This is a genomic window from Muricomes intestini (assembly GCF_004346165.1).
Taxonomy (GTDB): domain Bacteria; phylum Bacillota; class Clostridia; order Lachnospirales; family Lachnospiraceae; genus Muricomes; species Muricomes intestini.
The window spans coordinates 1-15,487 of the sequence record NZ_SLZZ01000045.1; the positions used below are offsets into that span (position 1 = coordinate 1).

Below are 15,487 nucleotides of genomic sequence, written 5' to 3' on the forward strand. Positions count from 1 at the left end.
CTGGCACATGCCATTGCAATTACCTACAAAATGTAGGTGCAACAACCTACAAAAACTTTTTGCAATTTCCTACAAAAAGGTCTTGCAAAAAACAATTGAAGAAGTACCGATGATTGAACTGCCGGGTTTCATGTGAGGCAAAGCTGCACGAGTCGTGTAAAAGTGAGAATAAACATTTACTTTGAATGTATCATCAAACTGTTCATCCGTTATGTCCCCCAAACTTAATTGTTGGAACTGAATGCCTACATGGTTACACAAGATATCAAGCTGTCCGAAAGTTTTCAATGTCTCATTCACAATTGCCACGCACTGACTCTTTTTCCGCAAGTCACCCGGCATCAACAAACAACGTTGTCCCAGCTGCTCAATTCGAGATTTCGTTCGGTTTGCGTCCTCATGCTCATCAAGATATGCAATGGCAACATCAGCACCTTCTTTTGCGAATGCAATAGCAACTGCGGCTCCGATACCGCTGTCACCTCCGGTAATGAGGGCTGCCTTTCCCTTTAGCTTGTCACTCCCCTTATAATGGGGGTTTTCAATGATTGGCCTTGGTACCATCAGTCTTTCAGCTCCTGGTTGGTGCAGCTGGCGTTGTTCCGGCATACCCACCGGTATATCCTCATAGCGCAATATTTTCCCATAATTTGGGTATAATGGGTAAGGATCTGTCTCCATATTCTGTTCAAACATTTGCTGAAATTGGTGTATAAGCTGATTCTCTTGCTCTGAGCCACTTTTATTGTCCATAAATCGACCTCCTAAATTCTTTATCTCTCATATGGTATAAGGTATGTATGTTAGACATTCACCGTGCATAAAAAACTGTTGGTCTATGGTTTATTGACCTGTACTTGCTCTTTTGAGCAATCGAGTGAATATAATAACCCGAACCAACATGTCAAGGAGGTATTGCTATGAGATACGAATTTTCTCCAGAAATTGAGTTATTGCTCTTGAACTATTCTACTGAGGAAGTTCAAATGCAGTATGACTCGGATCCATGTACATGGCCTATGCCAAAAATAGGGAGAAGGCCTCCATATTACACCGACCCGGAATACGTGCTGAACTTTCCGGTCATCTAATCATATGAAAGCTAAAACCTAAGCGCAGAAGCAGAACCGCTTAACTTTGCTCCTCTATAAGGGGAAAGCCAAGAATGTACATCCGCCGGATACACTGTGAAAAAGCCACAGTAATTACTGTGGCTTCCTCTGCTTATAAGTTAGTATGCAATTCCATACAATAACTATTTATCATTATAAAAACAGAATAACTTAAACTGTAATCATATAAAGCTGTGAATCAGGTCCTCAAGCACACTCTCTTCTGGTTCTCGTTCTATCAGCGGCACTCCGTCTTTTAAAAGCCTGTTCTTTCGGTGAAACTCTGTCTTTTCTTCCCGATAGAGTATACCGGTGGGAATTTTCTCGCTGGCTTCTATCGACATCTTAATGGCTTCCAGCTGATCCGCCGGATCATAATCGTCTCCAAGAGGTGCCACCCTATTTTTATAATAGGCAAAGGTATTGATTTTGTTGAAGCTGATGCAGGGCTGCAGGATATCTACAAACGCATATCCAGGATAGAGAATAGCCTCCCTCATGATGCCCGCCAGCTGCTTTGAATCACCGCTGAATCCTCTTGCCACGAAGCCAGCTCCTGAAGCAATGGCCAGAAGTACCGGATTCAAGGGCGTGTTTCTGTTGCCATCGGTCTGGACTCCCGTAACAAGTCCTTCTCCACTGGTGGGTGAGGCCTGCCCCTTGGTCAGACCATATATCTGATTATCATGAACAAAATGTGTAATGTTGACATTCCTTCTTATATTGTGAATAAAATGGTTGCCTCCTTCACCGTACGAGTCCCCGTCTCCGGAATCTACTATAACCGTGAGCTTTTCATTGGCTATTTTGGCGGCAACTGCAGCCGGAAGAGCTCTTCCGTGAAGCCCGCAGAAGCTGTTGGCACTTATATATTGAGGTGTTTTCGCCGCCTGGCCGATTCCTGCCACCATCAGCACCTCATTGGGCTCTTTGCCCAACTCCTCCAACGCCGTTTTCAGGCTGTTTAATATGGCGAAATTTCCGCACCCCGGACACCAGGCCGTTTCATAAGTTGTGAATTTACCCATCTACTTAGAACCTCCTTCCAGCACCTGCTTTACAATTTCTTCTCCAGATATCTGTCTGCCGTCATATTTCAAAATGCTTTTATGGCATTCTATTCCCATCTGCTCCCTAATAAGGGAAGCCAGCTGGCCAGTGGCATTTTGCTCCACGTTAATCAAGGTTCTGCCCTGTGCATAGGCTTTCAGCTTTTCCTGGGGAAGGGGATAAATATCTCCAAACACCAAAGCCCCATAACTTCCCTCTTTATCTTTATTCAGTAGAGATACAGCTTCCCTGATGGGGCCATAGGTAGAACCCCAACCCAGAAGAAGGGTCTCGCACTGCTCTTCTCCCATAAACTCAGGCTCTGACAGTTCCCGGATAAGACCCTCTAATTTTCTCATTCTCTTGTCCACCATTTGATTCCTTACTTCCGCTGATTCCGTTATCCAGCCTCTCTCATCATGTTCATCACTGTCAGTGGCCACAAGATGGTCAGTCAGTCCCGGGATAAGCCTGGGAGAGATACCATCTTCTGTTATTCTGTAGCGCAGATACTCACCTTCCGCTTCTTTGGCTGGGCTGACCAATTCCAGCCCGGATGTGTCAAAGGGCTTCACGCAGGCCGTTGTATCTCCAAGATACTGATCACTGAGCAGTATGACAGGAATCTGATATTTTTCGGCCAGGTTCAGCGCCCGAAATGTCTGATAAAAAGCATCCTCATGATTTCTGAGGGCTATGACCAACCTGGGGAATTCCCCCTGTGCTGCAGAAATAACAAACTTCAGATCGCTTTGCTCTGTTCTCGTGGGAAGTCCAGTCGCAGGACCGGGTCTCTGCACGTCCACAGCCACCAGTGGAATTTCCGCGATACCGGAAAAACCCAGTGCTTCCACCTTCAGACAGAAGCCGCCTCCGCTGGTGCCGGTCATGGCTCTTGCTCCCGCATAGGAAGCCCCCAATGCCATATTGACCGCGGCAATCTCATCTTCCGCCTGCTCCACCACGATCTCTGCCTCATATCCTACCGAAGCCAAATATTCCAAAACAGGTGTGGACGGAGACATGGGGTAAGCAGAATAAAACTTAAGCCCTCCGGCCACCGCTCCAAGTCCCAGAGCCTTACTGCCCGAAATGAGCATGTAATCCTTATATCCGCCATCCAGATGCTTAAATTTCGCTTCAACGGCTGTGTATCCTGCTTCAGCCGCCTTTACATTGACCTCGAGGATCTCTTTCTTCATAACGCCAGCCATAACTTCCCCTGCATATGTAAATGGCTCGCCAAAAAGCTTCAATATCGCGCCCACTGCCACGCTGCCGGAAGCCTTTACATTTCCCAGTTCTTTCGCTATTTTATTCATAGGAAGCTTAATAACTTTAGAATCCGCATCCGGATAAGCAAAACTGCTGTCGCATAATATAAATCCTTTATCCGTCAGCTTATGCTTATGCAAATCAATAGTTTCCTCATTTAAGGCAATGATCCCATCCAAAACATCACTGTGGGAGGTTATTTCTTCCGTCCCGAAACGAAGCAGGGAAAAGTTGTGGCCACCGCGCACGCGGGACATGAAATCTCTGGTGGTATAGATAAAATAGCCGGAATGCTTCAGTAGCTTTTCCAGAATTGCGACCGTGGTATCAATGCCCTGTCCGGCAGCACCGCCAATCAGAATATTATACATAGACTTTCCTCCTTTTAATTTTGACTAATTATACCTTGTTTCTACATTATTTTCAATATTTTCCCTGTGATATCAGGCATAACCTGAGGCTTTGCATATGGTCTGATTTTTTTATAGTCCCTAATTGATTTTACGTCTTGAGAATAATCAACAAAGTCTTCAATGTCCCAGGGATAAATTTCAACCCCATTAGTTTGTTTAATTAATGCGGCCTGATCTCCAACATCACGAGTAATATTTGAAGCAATGAATAGGCAAAACCACTCATTATATTTTGAATTTTCATCGACATCCTTATTAGCAGTGGCTAATACATGGTTCCGAATTGAAGGAAGCTCATGTTCAACCTGAAAGCTTCTGGCTTTAGAAATAGTAGGCTCCATAATCGCATGAATTGAATCTTCAAACACATCAATATCCGCACCAATTTGATTATTTCTTCCCCCTGATGCTGTATTGAATGGAATTCCCTGATCATCAGCTTTATAGTTCGCGGTTACTTTTATATTCGACAGCGCCTTTTTAATTACAATAGCTGATAAAAATTCTAAACGTGCAGTCTCTTTGACATACTTTAAGATTAAATGTGACGAAGCTCTTTTCTCAACGCTATTGACCATTTCTTCTTTTAAGAAGTCCCAATCATGTTCTTTCGCCCATCTCTCAATTGCTTGCTCCTTTGCATCCTTAGCTTCTTGTGTTTCTGGAGCTGCAGCTGTAAACAGTAATGATGAGTCTGTTCTTCCCATATACTCAAAATACTGTTCAACATCATTGCCAAAATTAATATTTGAGCTATATACTTTCAAAACATGGTCAACTTTTGCTATTTCATTAGAGTTAATATCAATAAACCGGCCTGCCCCCCGAAGAGAAATCAACATTGTTAAACGGAGTTTCCGAATGACTTCATCCGGTGTTTCACCGGTAATCTTATCGAATTTGTAGTCAGTCTTTTTGGTTGCAATGAATTCAGCACTTGCCGGAGCCAAAACATTGTTCGGAGTAGAATCATCCATTAAATTCATCGCGTAATCATACACTACTTCGTCTGATGTATTATATCCAAACTTTTCACGAAATTCATGAATATATTCTGCCAGAGTTTCATGGTCATCATTTCCCCAGGTAATGATAAACGGAAGATCCTGTTTTGAAATTCCAGGACGCTTGTATTTGTTGTCTAAATACTTTATTACATTCAAAACTAACGGAAAGAAGTTAACCTTAATTGTATTACTTCTATAAGGGTTATTAATTTGATATTTGGAAAATGCATTCAAAAAGGCTGATTGTTCATAGCTTTCGTCATAAGACTCATCTTTAGGATAACCATTTTCATATTCGTTGACCATGAGTTTTCCATTATCAGAAATTTGGATCTTTTCACCTTTTACAACCCTTACAAAGCCTAATTCATTTAGGAAATTAAATTGGGTATGTATCCGAGATTCCCAGCCGCCTTTCCAGCCACGCTCCTTATGTGCAGTTATTGTATTCTTCAAGAGATAAATAATTTTATCAAGGGGTACCTCTCCCGCACTGCCTTCTGCCCATTCATTATAATATTTGGTAACCTTTGCTTTCGCGTCCGGTGACTGGTCGGCTGTAGCGAAAGGAAACTTAGCATTGTATTCCTTTTTATAAGTGCCTAATGTCCCTTGTGTAGGTTCAAATATCTTTTGACGGATTATCTCTCCTTCAAGCTCTAATGCAACTTGATCATCAATTACTTTTCCTTCAAATTTACTCAATATAGAAATAAACTGCGGAATTCTGCCGGGGTTCCGCAGTGTTGTATCAAAAGATATCGGTTTTCTTCTTTTAGCCATATAGCTATGATCCTTTCTATTTCCCAGATTATTCCTTTCAGCTCATATTTTTATTATACCACACGCCGGACACTACAGTAATAACAAATAGTTCTGGTGGGCGATTTTTTTACTTTTTAAGCCCTATATTGCTTTGCGATAATTCATGTTTTATTTATCTTCATCTGCATTTATAAGCATTCCTTTATTTATTATGTACACAGATTCAATAATTTCAGATTCAAATCTATCATGTTCTGAAATTATTAATACGGGTATTCCATATTTACTAAGCTCTACAATTATTCGATTCATAATAATATCCGGCTCATCTTTGAGAAAAGCCGATGATATAAATAAAAACAGCAACTTTGGTTTACATAAAATCCATTTACAGAGAACCAGCTGCATAACTTGTTCTTGTGTCAGATTTTTAACCCTTTTGCTTAAATTTAAATCTGGCATAACCATTTTTATGTAGTCTTCTGCTACTTTCATATAATTCTTATTCATAAAAAAGTGCGCATTTCTGAGACATAACGGATAACACACGTTCTCTATTATACTCAAGTTTTCAAACAATAAATGATCCTGATTTGAGAAATCAACACAGCCTATTTGCCATTTGGATATTCCCCGTTCCAAAACACTTATATTTCTTGCTTGTCCATTATAAAAAAACTGACCAGCGATAGGACTCACCTTTCCTGTCAGTAAATGTTTAATCTCCAGATAATCTGTTCCAGTACGGCAATTTATCTCTGCTATTTCTCCCTTGTATAATTTGATAGAGATTTTGTTTAAATGTTCATAACAGATATCTTTCAATTCCAAAATAGTTCCTTTAAATCCACTAAACAATTTTTTGCTCATTTGCTTTAACAGCTCATCATAGCTTTCATGATGAGCTGTTCCATTTACCATACATGCAATATCTGAATATTCCACCTCAGCCTGGCTATAGCATCCCACACTTTTTCCTTTTTCAATAACCTGTATTAAATCCAGCATATTCAAGGGAATATTATTCAATGACTCAATCTGGCAAATGGAATATCCTATTTGAGTTAACCTTTCGTACAACTGCCTGAGTTTGTTTCTTTCCTTTGAACGGAGCATCCCATTTACATCAGATATAATAATAAGTTTGTGATGGCATGCAACTGCATGCAGTATCTCAATCTGCAGACGCTGAAGTAATGTCAATTCCCTTATTTTTGTATTTAGCGGGATCTCTATATCAAAAAATTCCATTAATCTGGTGGCAGTCTTTTTATGCTTCTCCCGTTTTATAAGATAACCAGGAATAAAAATATTATCAACCAGTGATAAAGATTCAAAAAGCCGGGGTTTTCGAGAAATAACCGCTACCGTTTGCGACAATAATTTCATAATAGTATTACTTTGAAGTTCAAACGGAATACGCTTTCCATTATAATAAAAATCGCCGCTTTCAAACGTGTTTCTACAACTGAAAAAATTTACCAGTATTTCCTTTTCAAATGAATCATCTGTTATAATCCCGCTTATTTCTCCCTTGCAAAACTGCAGAAAAAAAGGGCCTCGTAAAATCTTTCCTTGGCGTATCATTCCATTTTGCAAGCGAAATATCTCTTTTTTCATGTGTACCCCTTAAATATCTGATGCAATAGTTTTCTGTCTCGGAAGTGTTATTTTCACGTTTGTTCCAACACCTTCCGTGCTGAAAATATAAATTCCATATTCCTCGCCAAAGAGAAGTTTAATTCTTTGAGACACATTTTTCAATGCAATTCCTGTATGACCGGTTCCGCGGTTACCATCCCTGTTCGCATAGTTCTTTTCTTTAGTTTTAAATGGTGTCTCATTTAGAGAATTATTCAGTTCCTGCAGTTCTTTTTCTGACATCCCTTTTCCAGAATCTTTAATACTGATAAACATGTGTGTTTCAGTCTGGTCAAAAGTAATCGAAATATTTCCCCTGTTAACCTGCGCTTCAAGTCCATGGTATACACTATTTTCCACGATGGGCTGTAAAGTCAATTTGGGAATGCGAAGCTGCCTCATCTGACGCTCATCATCCAGAAAATTCACATCCAATTTCAGATTATTGCCAAACCGATATTTCTGAACAATAAAATAATTTTGAATGTTTTCTAATTCCTCATCAACCGTAACTAAAAAATACATATCCGATATCGTATAACGAAAGAAAGCTGACAATGCCTGAGCAACATTTGCTAGAGACTCCATGCCACTGGTAAGCGCATCTCCGCGCATTGCTTCCAATGTATTATATAAGAAATGGGGATTTATCTGATTCTGCAATGCAAGATATTCCGCTTGCTTATTAGAAGCTTTCAGCAACTCCTGCCTGTTAATCAATTCATTAATACGATTCAAAAGTTTTTCTTCTTCTGCCATAAACATGTGTGTAGAAGAATCGATTTCCAGTGCAATGGTTTTCCCATTCGTAAATTCCTTGTAGAGCTTTTTTAGTTTTATAACAGAAGGATTTATCTGGATCACATATAGAATGATAAATACTGTACATATTACGCACAATATGATGCTTATTCCAAGCATCATATTATACTTATGATGAAACGATAAATTGGCAGCAGCAATAAGGCTTACAACAAGAAGCAGTGTTAAAACTGCCATTACTGCTTTTAAAAAGTTCAAAACTGTATAATGCCTCACTTTATTTTATCTCCCTATTTTACACTAAGGTATTTTTTCTCAATCTTCTTTCTTGAAATTTCCTAAAGCTTCTCATGAAAGCAATTTCCTATATTCGTTTGGTGAAACACCCATAATTTTTTTAAATCTTTTAGTAAAATATTTCGCATCATTAAATCCGACTTCTTCTGAAATTTCATTTATGCTCTTTCCACGATTGATCAGCATTTCTTTCGCTCGTTGCACTCTCGTATAGGTCAGGAAATCAATCAATGATCTTCCCATTTGCTTTTTAAAAATAGTGGACAAATATGTTTCGTTCAGCCCTACATGTTTTGCAATCTCTTCCAAAGTGATCGAATCCATATAATGTTCTTCCATATACAGTTGCGCTAGCCTGATTGGCCGTGTATTCTGATTTTCCTTTTCTGCCTTCCCCCGTCCAAGCAACAACTGAAAAATATCCCCCAGATAGGCGAATGCACCTGATATATTATAGAAATACACTTTCTGCTGTAATAAATTCTCCTGAGAAAATTCTTTAAAGTCTGTAAAGTCAAATACTTGAATCCCTTTAAAAAACATCTTAACCAGCATCTCATAGACCTCCAAGACAACATTACCGTCTGTCTTCCCAGAAAAGCGATATAGAAGTGTCGCCAACTCATTAATCTCCGCAGATATAGCCTCTCCATCTCCATCTGCTATGTTCTTCAGAAATCTTTTTCTGAAATTTTCATCAACAAAATAAGATGCTTCCGATTCAACGATAGGTATACTATCATATCTGATAATCTTATTTTTCCCTTTTACAATTTTTTGATTAATACAATTCTGACATTCATTTACACAATCATAAATCTGATTAATATCCTCGCAAATATTGCTGATTCCAATTGTAAAGTTTATTTTCTGTAGAATATCATTGATGACCAGAAGTTTATTTTTTACTTGGTTCATCACAGTATCTACCAATTCTAATATATCATTATCTCCATTGAGCAAACAAAAAAAGCTGTTATCAACCGATGAAGTAATCATCTCAATTTTATCATGCTTTAGTTCTTCCACTACAATATCTTTAATTTTGTTTTCTAAAAAATCATGTACAGACAATGTGTTTTCTTCACTGCTCAGAATGAATTCTATTTGCAGCAACTGCCATGCATTTCCCATAAATTTTAAATGAAATTCTTGAAAAAGGCAGCCTATATTATGAGCTTTCACTCTCTGGCTGCCACCTCTCAGAATAAGTGATAATAAATTATCTTTTATGTCCTGCATGGATTTGAATGACAGATTCTTATTATCCAGCATTTGAACCTCTTCTTTATCAATTAATGTCAAACCCTTTTCCAGCGCATGCTCCAATTCTTCTTTCTGAATAGGTTTTAACAGATAATCTATTACATTATAACGAAGTGCCTGATGGGCATATGAAAAATGACTATATCCAGTAATAACAATTACTTTTATCTCTGGAAAGGAATCATATAGTTTTTTAGTCAAATCAAGCCCGCCAAGTCCTGGCATTCTGATATCTGTAATTAAGAAATCCGGAGAGAAATCCATACACATCTGAAAAGCTGTGTTTCCATCATGCGCGAAGCCAACCACTTCCAACCCAAATGCCTTCCATTCAATAAGAGCATCTATCAAGCGACATATATGTTGTTCATCATCAGCAATTACCACTTTTCTCACTTTCTTTTTCCTCGTATGATGTTTATAAAAGCTTAAACACATACTTTTCCTTTCTTTTAAGCTTGGTTTGCCAATAGCTGATATTTACCTATAGAGAACTTTTTTATAACTGGATTCCTTGACAAGAGAAAATCCATTATTAAGAGTTTTCCTCCAATAATAAATAATTTCATCGCTTTTTTGGATGTATTAATTATACCTTATGTTATTTAGAATTTATAGATGGGAATATTATATTTTGCCAATAGTCCATTTAGTTCTTCCATGTGTTCCGCCGATGGCGCTTTTAAATCTTCCAATGGATATGTTCTTCCTAAACTATAATATTTGCCACGGCCTAATTTATGATATGGTAAAAGTTCCATACCTGTTATATTCTTACACTCTGCCGCCACAAAACGAGCAGTTTTTTCAATTTCTTCTACTCTATCATTAAATCCAGGAATAACAGGGATGCGAATAAAGAATTTATTTCCGTAGATGCCTGCCATTTTGTCTACTAGTTTTACATTTTCCAGAACTTTCTCATTTCCCTGTCCTGTCCATAAACGATGCTTTTTGCTATCTATATGTTTAATGTCCATAAAAATTGTATCAAGATACGGAACCACTTTTGCATAATCTTCCCTATCAGCATATCCACAAGTTTCAATTCCTGTATTTATCCAACGTTCTGTCAAAGTTCTTAACAAAGCATACGTAAATTGCGGCTGCGCCATTGGTTCTCCGCCTGAAAGTGTAACACCTCCACCAGATGCTTCATAAAAAGGAACATCTCGCTTCACGATATCATATACTTCCTTAACCGTCATTTTCTCTCCAGTGATTTTTCTGCAATTTGCATAACACTTGTCCGTACATGCAAATGGATGCTCCATCGTTGAGCATTCCTTGCAGATTTCCCGATCTGCCATAAGATCATCACCGATTGCTCTATAGGGACATAATCTCTCACAATTCTTACAAGCGATACATTTATCCGGGAAAAAGCTCATTTCTGGATCGAACAACTGCGTTTCAGGATTACTGCACCATTTACATCTCAGGTAACAACCTTTTGTAAAAACGGTCGTTCGTACCCCATTTCCATCGTTGATTGCGTACCGTTCAATATTGGCGATGATTCCCTCTTCTTCAAATAATTTATCTATATTTTGAGTCAATAATTCTTCTCGAATCATATGTATTAACCTTTAACCTTATATTATTTTGTTTTGTACAGAAGTACTGCTAACACAATAACAACACCTTTTACAATCATCTGTGGATAAGATGCAATTCCCATGAGGTTCATAATATTGTATAGAACCCCCATAAACATAGCACCTACGATCGTCTTCGTAACACTTCCTGTTCCACCATTCATGGAAGCACCGCCGATAACTACCGATGCGATAGCATCCATTTCATAGCCCTCACCAACTGTTGCAGTTCCCATTCCAAGACGCCCACAGAGAAGAATACCACTAATTGCAAAACACATTCCGCCGAGTGCATAACTCAGTACCAGATAACTTTTAACCTTAATGCCCGCCAGATATGCCGTTTCCTTATTACCGCCAATAGCATAGATTCCACGTCCGAATCTTGTACGATTAAGAACAAATAGAACTACCAGATAAACAACAATCATAACAAGTACAGGATTTGGAACTCCAAGGGTGGAGGTCTTTACCCATTTGGGCAGGAACGTTCCATCAATACGACGATTTTGTCCCGTTTGGTACATATAAGCAGCACCTTTCAAAATTGTCGTCATTGCCAAAGTGGCAATAAATGGCGCAATATTTAAAAAAGCTACCATAGAACCAGACACAGCACCAATACCCAATGCCATAACCAGTACGATAAATATTGATGCCACTCCATGGCCGTCCTGAATCAAACCAGCCGTCAAACACACAACAATACAAACGTAAGCACCTGTAGAAAGGTCGATGCCACCTGTTATGATGATAATTAACATACCCATTGCGCAGATTGCATAAATTGAATTCTGAATTAAAACTGATAAAAGATTATTCTTTGTAAAAAACGCCGGTGATAGAAAATAACTGGAAATAAACAAGATAACAAAAGCTACAATTACAAAATTTGATAGTGCAAAATCAGTGAATTTTTTCAACCCTTTTTTTTCTTTTTTCATATTTTCCATTGTGCATCTCCTCCTAAGCAATTCCTGTTGCATAGCGCATGATTGAATCTTCTCCCAATTCATCCTTTAACAATTCTCCGTGCACTTTTCCTTCATACATAACGTATACCCGATTACTAATACCGATGATTTCGGGCAGATCAGAAGAGATTATAATAATCGTATTTCCCTGCGCCGCTAATTCCTTAATAATCATATAGATCTCAAATCTCGCACCTACATCAACACCACGCGTTGGTTCATCCAAAATTAAAACCCCCGGTTTCGTTGCCAGCCATTTAGCCAATACAACCTTCTGCTGGTTACCGCCACTGAGACTGCTCACTGGATTTTCAATATTTTCTGTCTTAATATGCAATCCATCTTTTAACTCATTTACAATCACTTTCTCCTTACTGGGCGATAATACTCCATGCTCAATAATTCTTGACAAAGAGGCCATTGATACATTAAATCTAATCGACTGGTTTAAAATAAGCCCGGTCATTTTTCTATCTTCTGTTACATATCCTATTCCCGCCTTAATGGCAGCCGCTGGTGAATTAAATTTGACCTCTTTCCCGTTCAGTTTTACAGTACCATTTCCTTTCATTTTATAAGCCCCTATAACCGCAGACATCAATTCTGTTCTTCCAGCTCCAAGAAGACCAGATATTCCAACAACTTCACCTGCTCGAAATTTCATAGAAGCATCTTCAACAATGTTTGTATCATAGAGAGGATGGGGTACTGAATAATTTGAAATTTCGAGTGTAACATCTCCTACTTCTGTATCCATATCCGGATACATATTTTCCATTTTTCGTCCAATCATTGCAGCAACCAATTCTTCTACATTTATTTCTTTTGTGCTGAATGTATCAATCATTTTCCCATCACGCATAACGGATACACGATCGGACAATTTAAATACTTCTTCCAAACGGTGCGTAATATAAATTATGGAAATTCCTGTTTTCTTTAGTTTTTCAAGTGTGGCTAAAAGGAAATCAATCTCACGGCCTGTCAATGGTGCTGAAGGTTCATCCAAAATTAATACATTTCCGCCCAGATAAATTGCTTTTGCTATTTCCACAAGCTGCTGCTGTCCTACTGTCAGATATTTGATTTTGGTTTTTACATTTAAATTTAATGAAAACTTTTCAAGAATATCTTGGGCTTCCGCATTCATTTTTTTCCAATTTACACCCGTTGCTGTTGTCGGTTGATTTCCAAGAAAAATATTCTCTGCAATGCTTAAATCCGGAATCAGTTCCAGTTCCTGATGCACAATTGTAATTTTTTCCTTTTTTGCATCTTTAGGCGAGTTAATCTTCACCTTATTGCCGTTCAACAGAATTTCACCACTGTAAGAGCTTGCCAGAAACTTCCCGGTAAGTACATTCATCAATGTACTTTTTCCAGCCCCATTTTCACCACAAAGTGCATGAATCTCACCTGGTTTTACTTTAAAACTTACACTGTCTGCCGCAATAAGTCCACCAAACTTTTTAGTAATATCTCTCATTTCTACCGCATATTCATTACTCACTGCTTACACCACCTGCCTATACATTTATATGACGAATGCCGGAATAACTCTGGCATTCGTCATTACCGCCTTTAATAGTCAAAATTAATATGTTGAATTCGCATCGTAGTAGTCATCAATATTGTCAGTCGTAACAAGATCATTCATAACATAATATGTAGAAGGTGTTGATACACCGTCCGCCTGCAGTGCAGCCATGTAAACAGCCCACTTACCCATCTGCCTTGGATCATTAAATGCATCACACACCATACCTTTGTCGCCGTCTTTAATCCATTCCAATACAGATTTACGACCGTCAATTGTACAAACTAAAATATCACCAAGTTTATCAACCTGTTCAAGAGCAGCCTCAACGCCCTGTGCGCCACCATCGCAGGCTGAGAATATAATATCGATATCTGGATTTGCCTGTAAAACGTCTAATGTGGCATTCATAGCAGGTTCAGGAAGCCACTGATAATACTGATAAGCAACGATATTCAAGTTGTTTTTGCCATATTTGTCAAGCATATAATCTGTCCATCCCATAACCTGTCCCCATCTGCGAAGATCAGATTCTTTTTCCTGTGGGGCAGAAGAAAGCACAAACGCTTTTACTTCATCTTTCCATCCATTTTTCTCATCATAATAACGAGCAAGTTCGAAACCTGACTTATAACCAGAATCCTGAACATCTGCGGATACAAAAGTGAATGGACTGTTAAAGTCTACTGCTTGATTAACTACAGTTAGAGGAATATCAGCTGCAATAATGTTATCCAAACCTACATTTGCAGAGTTATAGGGATTAACAATAATAGAATCCATGCCTAAGTTGATTAATGTCTCAACATCTGCAATCTGCTGATTCATATCATCATTCGCATCGTAAATCGTTAAATTAATACCAAGATAATCAGCTTCTGCTTTTGCAAAGTCAGCGAGTTGTTCGTACCACTCAGAACCAGCAATTCGATGCTGAGAGAATCCAATGTTCATACCATCGAATTGTCCCTTGGAGCCAACCATCTGGGTTGCAAGTGCACTTTTTTCTTCCGGCGTAGGCTGAAATGTTTCATCTACAATATCCGCACCTTTTGGGTCAACTGCTGTTGAATAATCAATTGTTAAATCATCTGTATCCTGGAATGAGCCTTCTGCATCAATTTCTTTTTTAGATCCACCTGCATTTCCTGTAACTTCCTTTACCGAATCTGTTGTTGAGCTTTTACAGCCTGCAAGAGTGGAAATTACTATTGCTGATACAACTACTGCACTACTGATTTTTTTTAAAATTCTTTTCATATTTATATATCCGCCCTTCTGCTTTTCAAACCTTTCTTCATTAAACCAATCACTCTTCTTATAATTTTTCTTCAGTTCTTGCGATGATATCTTCTTGTACATCCTTTGACAGCTGTGTAAAATATGCACTATAGCCTGCAACACGAACAAGAAGGTTTGCATACTTATCTGGATCTTTCTGTGCATCTAAAAGTGTCTTTTTACTTACAACATTGAACTGTATCTGATTACCTCCCATAGCAAAATACTGATCAATAATACTTACGAATCTTTTCAACCCATCATTTTTATTTACCTGTATTGTATTTTCCATTGATTATTCCATCCTTTCTATTTTTTCTTGTCCTAACTTATGCTAATTCTTCAGGGCTAAATTTCATGTTATAAAGAGAACCACAGGAGAACAGCTCATTATGAAGCTTTGATACAGACCGGATTGCTGCTGTAGGTCCATTCACATCGGTCCCTCTCATTGGTGACTGCCCATCTGCAACAGACATATATGCATCACGTCCATCCGGTGTTGCTCC

At 38.6% G+C, this 15,487-nt stretch carries 14 protein-coding genes; 1 reads left to right on the forward strand and 13 read right to left on the reverse strand.

Going from position 1 to position 15,487, the window contains the following annotated elements; translation table 11 throughout:
• Positions 1-69: 69 nt before the first annotated feature.
• On the reverse strand, positions 70-753 hold the full coding sequence (locus EDD59_RS16950) for an SDR family oxidoreductase (protein ID WP_207670431.1): 684 nt from the start codon (positions 751-753) through the stop codon (positions 70-72).
• Between the two features lie 167 nt (positions 754-920).
• Between EDD59_RS16950 and EDD59_RS17935 the strand changes: the two genes are divergently transcribed.
• A complete protein-coding gene (locus EDD59_RS17935) occupies positions 921-1,091 on the forward strand; it encodes a hypothetical protein (RefSeq protein WP_165920988.1) in 171 nt (56 codons plus the stop codon).
• 203 nt (positions 1,092-1,294) lie between these two features.
• Here the strand turns inward: EDD59_RS17935 and EDD59_RS16955 are convergent, their stop codons facing one another.
• From EDD59_RS16955 to EDD59_RS17010, 12 genes are all read right to left on the reverse strand, one after another.
• On the reverse strand, positions 1,295-2,140 hold the full coding sequence (locus EDD59_RS16955) for a 2-oxoacid:ferredoxin oxidoreductase subunit beta (protein WP_132384048.1): 846 nt from the start codon (positions 2,138-2,140) through the stop codon (positions 1,295-1,297).
• The gene (locus EDD59_RS16960) at positions 2,141-3,808 is read right to left on the reverse strand and encodes a 2-oxoacid:acceptor oxidoreductase subunit alpha (RefSeq protein ID WP_132384050.1); all 1,668 of its coding nucleotides are present in this window, start codon (positions 3,806-3,808) and stop codon (positions 2,141-2,143) included.
• A gap of 41 nt (positions 3,809-3,849) precedes the next feature.
• Positions 3,850-5,640 carry an AlwI family type II restriction endonuclease gene (locus EDD59_RS16965; RefSeq protein WP_132384052.1) on the reverse strand — a complete coding sequence of 597 codons (1,791 nt, stop codon included), beginning with the start codon at positions 5,638-5,640 and terminating at the stop codon, positions 3,850-3,852.
• 150 nt (positions 5,641-5,790) lie between these two features.
• Positions 5,791-7,242, reverse strand: a complete 1,452-nt coding sequence (locus tag EDD59_RS16970; RefSeq protein WP_132384054.1) for a sugar ABC transporter ATP-binding protein — start codon at positions 7,240-7,242, stop codon at positions 5,791-5,793.
• A gap of 9 nt (positions 7,243-7,251) precedes the next feature.
• A complete protein-coding gene (locus EDD59_RS16975; RefSeq protein WP_243117474.1) occupies positions 7,252-8,301 on the reverse strand; it encodes a sensor histidine kinase in 1,050 nt (349 codons plus the stop codon).
• A gap of 72 nt (positions 8,302-8,373) precedes the next feature.
• Positions 8,374-9,984, reverse strand: a complete 1,611-nt coding sequence (locus EDD59_RS16980) for a response regulator transcription factor (protein ID WP_165920989.1) — start codon at positions 9,982-9,984, stop codon at positions 8,374-8,376.
• A 209-nt stretch (positions 9,985-10,193) separates the two neighbouring features.
• On the reverse strand, positions 10,194-11,165 hold the full coding sequence (locus EDD59_RS16985) for a glycyl-radical enzyme activating protein (protein WP_132384058.1): 972 nt from the start codon (positions 11,163-11,165) through the stop codon (positions 10,194-10,196).
• A gap of 23 nt (positions 11,166-11,188) precedes the next feature.
• Positions 11,189-12,139 (reverse strand): ABC transporter permease, encoded by a 951-nt coding sequence (locus EDD59_RS16990; RefSeq protein WP_165920990.1) that lies wholly within the window; start codon positions 12,137-12,139, stop codon positions 11,189-11,191.
• A gap of 13 nt (positions 12,140-12,152) precedes the next feature.
• Positions 12,153-13,670, reverse strand: a complete 1,518-nt coding sequence (locus EDD59_RS16995; RefSeq protein WP_243117475.1) for a sugar ABC transporter ATP-binding protein — start codon at positions 13,668-13,670, stop codon at positions 12,153-12,155.
• 84 nt (positions 13,671-13,754) lie between these two features.
• Positions 13,755-14,957 (reverse strand): substrate-binding domain-containing protein, encoded by a 1,203-nt coding sequence (locus tag EDD59_RS17000; protein ID WP_165920991.1) that lies wholly within the window; start codon positions 14,955-14,957, stop codon positions 13,755-13,757.
• Positions 14,958-15,015: 58 nt separating this feature from the next.
• Complete coding sequence (locus EDD59_RS17005) at positions 15,016-15,270, reverse strand: glycine radical domain-containing protein (protein WP_132384064.1); 255 nt, start codon at positions 15,268-15,270, stop codon at positions 15,016-15,018.
• A gap of 37 nt (positions 15,271-15,307) precedes the next feature.
• Positions 15,308-15,487, reverse strand: a 180-nt coding sequence (locus tag EDD59_RS17010; RefSeq protein ID WP_165920992.1) for a glycine radical domain-containing protein, incomplete at its 5' end; no start/stop codon positions are given.